This is a genomic window from Pseudoxanthomonas sp. PXM01, from assembly GCF_014851815.1.
Lineage (GTDB): Bacteria > Pseudomonadota > Gammaproteobacteria > Xanthomonadales > Xanthomonadaceae > Pseudoxanthomonas_A.
Genome location: NZ_JACVAJ010000012.1, coordinates 1 through 202, shown reverse-complemented (window position 1 = coordinate 202; position 202 = coordinate 1). Strand labels below are relative to the sequence as shown.

The 202-nt window shown below is 69.8% G+C and carries 1 protein-coding gene; it reads right to left on the bottom strand.

Going from position 1 to position 202, the window contains the following annotated elements:
- Window positions 1-202, bottom strand: a 202-nt coding sequence (locus IB230_RS19635) for a hypothetical protein (RefSeq protein ID WP_192274566.1), incomplete at both ends; no start/stop codon positions are given.

Below are 202 nucleotides of genomic sequence, written 5' to 3'. Positions count from 1 at the left end.
GCCGTCGTCGGCGCCGTGCCGTTGTTGGTCACCGTGACGACGTAGTTGTAGGCCGTGCCCACTACCGCTGTCGCCGGACCGCTCTTGGCAATCACCAGGTTCGGTGCCGTGACCGTCGTGACCACTGGCGGCGTGGTGCAGCCGGTGCCCACGCAGTCCGGGTCACCGCCGCCGGTCACCACCGCCGTGTTCGACACGCTGG